The 3,043-nt window shown below is 73.6% G+C and carries 4 protein-coding genes and 1 pseudogene; 2 read left to right on the forward strand and 3 right to left on the reverse strand.

Translation table 11 applies throughout. From position 1 onward, the window contains the following. On the reverse strand, positions 1 to 214 hold a 214-nt coding region (locus tag Q1K57_RS15270), incomplete at its 3' end, for a hypothetical protein (protein WP_300084193.1). Between Q1K57_RS15270 and Q1K57_RS15275 the strand changes: the two genes are divergently transcribed. Both Q1K57_RS15275 and Q1K57_RS15280 read left to right on the forward strand, forming a co-directional pair. Continuing rightward, entirely contained in the window at positions 208 to 750 is a 543-nt protein-coding gene (locus Q1K57_RS15275; RefSeq protein ID WP_300084195.1) for a PadR family transcriptional regulator, read from the forward strand. The genes Q1K57_RS15270 and Q1K57_RS15275 overlap by 7 nt on opposite strands. Positions 751 to 848: 98 nt before the next feature. After that, complete coding sequence (locus Q1K57_RS15280; protein WP_300084196.1) at positions 849 to 1,448, forward strand: HAD-IA family hydrolase; 600 nt, start codon at positions 849 to 851, stop codon at positions 1,446 to 1,448. 51 nt (positions 1,449 to 1,499) lie between these two features. Here the strand turns inward: Q1K57_RS15280 and Q1K57_RS15285 are convergent, their stop codons facing one another. Both Q1K57_RS15285 and Q1K57_RS15290 read right to left on the reverse strand, forming a co-directional pair. Then, positions 1,500 to 2,150: a dienelactone hydrolase family protein gene (locus Q1K57_RS15285; RefSeq protein WP_300084198.1), complete on the reverse strand. Its 651-nt coding sequence runs from the start codon at positions 2,148 to 2,150 to the stop codon at positions 1,500 to 1,502. A 33-nt stretch (positions 2,151 to 2,183) separates the two neighbouring features. Further along, positions 2,184 to 3,043, reverse strand: a pseudogene (locus Q1K57_RS15290) (DUF2207 domain-containing protein); the annotation flags it as partial.

Consider the following 3,043-nt stretch of genomic DNA (forward strand, 5'->3'; position numbering starts at 1 on the left):
GCCCCTGGCTCGTCTCGAGGAGCTTCTTGTCCGGCGTGGGCATGGCCGCCATGGCGGCCGCGACGGCGTCCCGGTCGGCCGCGTCGCTCGCGGAGAAGACGAACAGCGCCGGCACGTCGATGCCGGGGGCGTCCGCGGCGATGTCGGTGCCGTGGAACTGGGGCCGGCCATGTATGTCAACTTCGACATGCCAGTACGCTAGCGTGCATGTCAACCCTGACATATGCGATTCTGGCCGAGCTGGCCCGCGGCCCGGCGACCGGCTACGACATCGCCGCCGCCATGAGGAGCCCGGTCGGGCGCTACTGGACCGCCCAACACAGCCAGATCTACCCCGAACTCGCCCGCCTGGCCGAGCGCGGCTGGGCTGGCGTCGCCGAGTCAGACGGGCCGGGGCCGCGACCGACGAAGACCTACACGATCACCCCGGACGGGCTGGCGGCGTTGCGTGCGTGGGCGCGCACCCCGGAGCCCCCGCCGCCGCCCAACAGTCCGACGACGGTCAAGCTCTCCTGCGCCTGGCTGCTCGACGACGACGAGCTCGCGGGGCTTCTCGACGGACTGCGGGCCGAGGCGGCGGCCGGCGTGGCGCGATTCGAGGGACTCCTCGCCGGGCTCGACTCCGAGCCGCCGCGCGACGACCCAACCTTCGCCGCCGCGCTCACCGTGCCGATCGGGCTCGGCTACGAACGGCACCGGCTGGAGTGGGCCGAGTGGGCGCTGGCCGAGGTCGCCCGCCGCCGGCGCTGACGCCGGGTGGGCGCTCGCTCGCCGGAGCCCCGGGCCAGTTGCCACGGTTGTGTCAATCGTTTCCGCTCAGGCGCGCAACCCCCGATAGGCTGCTCTCCATGACGATCCAGACTGTCCTTTTCGACGCCGACGGTGTGACCCAGTACAACTGGGTGTTCATGGAGCGCATGTCCAAGCTCCTCAACGGCCAGGCCACCCTCGAGGAGATCTCCGACGTGGAGCACCCCAACCTGACCGGAGAGCGCGACTTCGACGCCGACCTGCGCGCGTTCGTCGCCGAGAAGGGCCTCGACGCCGACGTCGAGGACATGTACGCCATCTGGAACGACATCGAGCCCGACCCCGAGGTCCTCGCCATGATGAAGGAACTCCGCGCGAAGGGCGTCGACGTCTACCTCGCCACCAACCAGCAGCCCGAGCGCGGCCAGTACATGGTCGACCACCTCGAGCTCTACCCCGACGTCATCCGCCAGTTCCACAGCTGGCAGATGCACCTCGCCAAGCCTGATCCCGCCTTCTTCCGGGCGATCATCGACGAGCTCGGCCTCGACCCGTCGACCACGCTCTTCATGGACGACCTCCAGGCCAACGTGGACGCCGCCCGTTCCGTCGGCCTCAACGCCGAGTTCCACGACCGCACCCACGGCGCCGAGGGCGTCCGCGGCATCCTCGTGAAGCACGGCGTCCTGGACGCCTGACCTGGCCCGCGAGGGGGTGCCGGCCTGCGGGCCGGCACCCCCTCGCGACCTCTAACCCGCGTCGCGGCCGACGCCCGCGGTGGCCCGGTCGAGGTGAGCGCTCAGGAACGCGATGTCGCGCGCCAGGGCGAGCGCGGACGCCTCGGGGTGGTAGGCGTCCGTCCGGTCCGATTCGGCGAACCAGTGACCCGTGCCCGGGTAGTCGTGGGCGACGTAGCGACGCCCGGCCCGGTGCAGCGCGCGTTCCATACCCCCACGCGCGGAGGCAGACACCCAAGGGTCAGCCGCCGCGAAGTGGGCGAGCAAGCCCGCCCGCCCGTCGACGTGCGAGGCGCGCGCCGCGTAGTAGAGCACGGCGGCGGACAGCCCGTAGGCTGCGCGCCCCGCGAGCCAGGCCGCCCAGTGCCCGCCCATCGAGAACCCGACGGTGGCCAGCGGCAGGTCGGCCGCCGCGCCCCGCACGGCGTCGAGCCCGGCGGACAGGGTGCGGTAGTCCGGGCGTGGTCGCCGGGCGGCCCGCAAGGCACGGGCCTCGTCCTCGGTGGTCGCGGTCGCGCCCCCGAAGAGGTCGGCCAGGCCCACCCGGTAGCCCTCCGCCGCCAGCGCAGCGCCGTAACGGCGGAACGAGTCGGTCAGTCCCCACCACGAGTGCACCACGAGGACGCCGCCCCGCGCCCTTCCGGCGGGCTCGAGCAACTCCACGGTCACCACCCCCCCGTGTCCACCCCGTTTCCATCACGGTACGCCTCGGTCGGCGGGGCGTGGAGTGTGCGGGCGGGTCTCTACCAGCTGTGGCCGCTCGTGCCCCCACCGCCGGAGCCGCCGCGGCCGCCGCCACGCGACCTCGACGAACTGCCCGAACTGCCCCCCCGAGAACGAGCCGCCACGACTGCCCGACGAGCCCCCGCCCCACGAGCCGCCTGCCCGGCGGCTCGTGCGCGCGGCCGCGAAGCACCTGGCCAGGTGGCGGATCGGGGCCGGGACCGGACGCACGACCCGGGCGGCCCGCGCGAGGCCGGCACCGAGTCGCACGGCGGCGTCCGCGTCGGCGGCCGACGTCAGACCGAGATCGCTCAGGTCGATGGCCTCGATGAGTCCGGCGGCGGCGAGCTCCTGACCGACGCGCGTCCAGCGCTCGGTGAGGCCGAAGAGGGCGGCCCAGGGCAGGTGGCGGCGGTAGATGTCCTCGCCGGCCTCGAAGTCGAGTTGGTCGGCTTCCGCGGTGGCCAGGAACCGGCGGAACCCGAGGACCTGATCGCGCGCAGCTGTGCCCACGGCGGAACGCCCCGCGAGCACGCGCTGGCGGGTCACGAAGGCGCCGTGCGCGGCGCCCGCGAACAGGGCGACCAGGAGGAAGCAGACCAGGACGCCGCCGGCGTTGAGCGAGCGCGTCAGGTAGGTGCCTGCGGCGAGGACGGCGACGGCGGCCACCGCGAGTGGCCACCAACGACGCACCGCGCCACCGCGGCGCGAACCGGCGTCGGCCGCCGCGTAGCGCCCCAGCGTGGCGTCCGTGGCTGCCGCAAAGACATCGACCAACTGCTCCCGGTCGCGCCGGTTCAGGGGCTGGGGCCGCGCGATCGCCCGGCGAACCG

This window comes from Propioniciclava sp. (assembly GCF_029977985.1).
Classification (GTDB): Bacteria; Actinomycetota; Actinomycetes; order Propionibacteriales; family Propionibacteriaceae; genus Propioniciclava.

Coding starts and splice junctions, on each gene's coding strand:
- Q1K57_RS15275 (WP_300084195.1), top strand. CDS start 208: ATGTCAACCCTGACATATGCGATTCTGGCCGAGCTGGCCCGCGGCCCG.
- Q1K57_RS15280 (WP_300084196.1), top strand. CDS start 849: ATGACGATCCAGACTGTCCTTTTCGACGCCGACGGTGTGACCCAGTAC.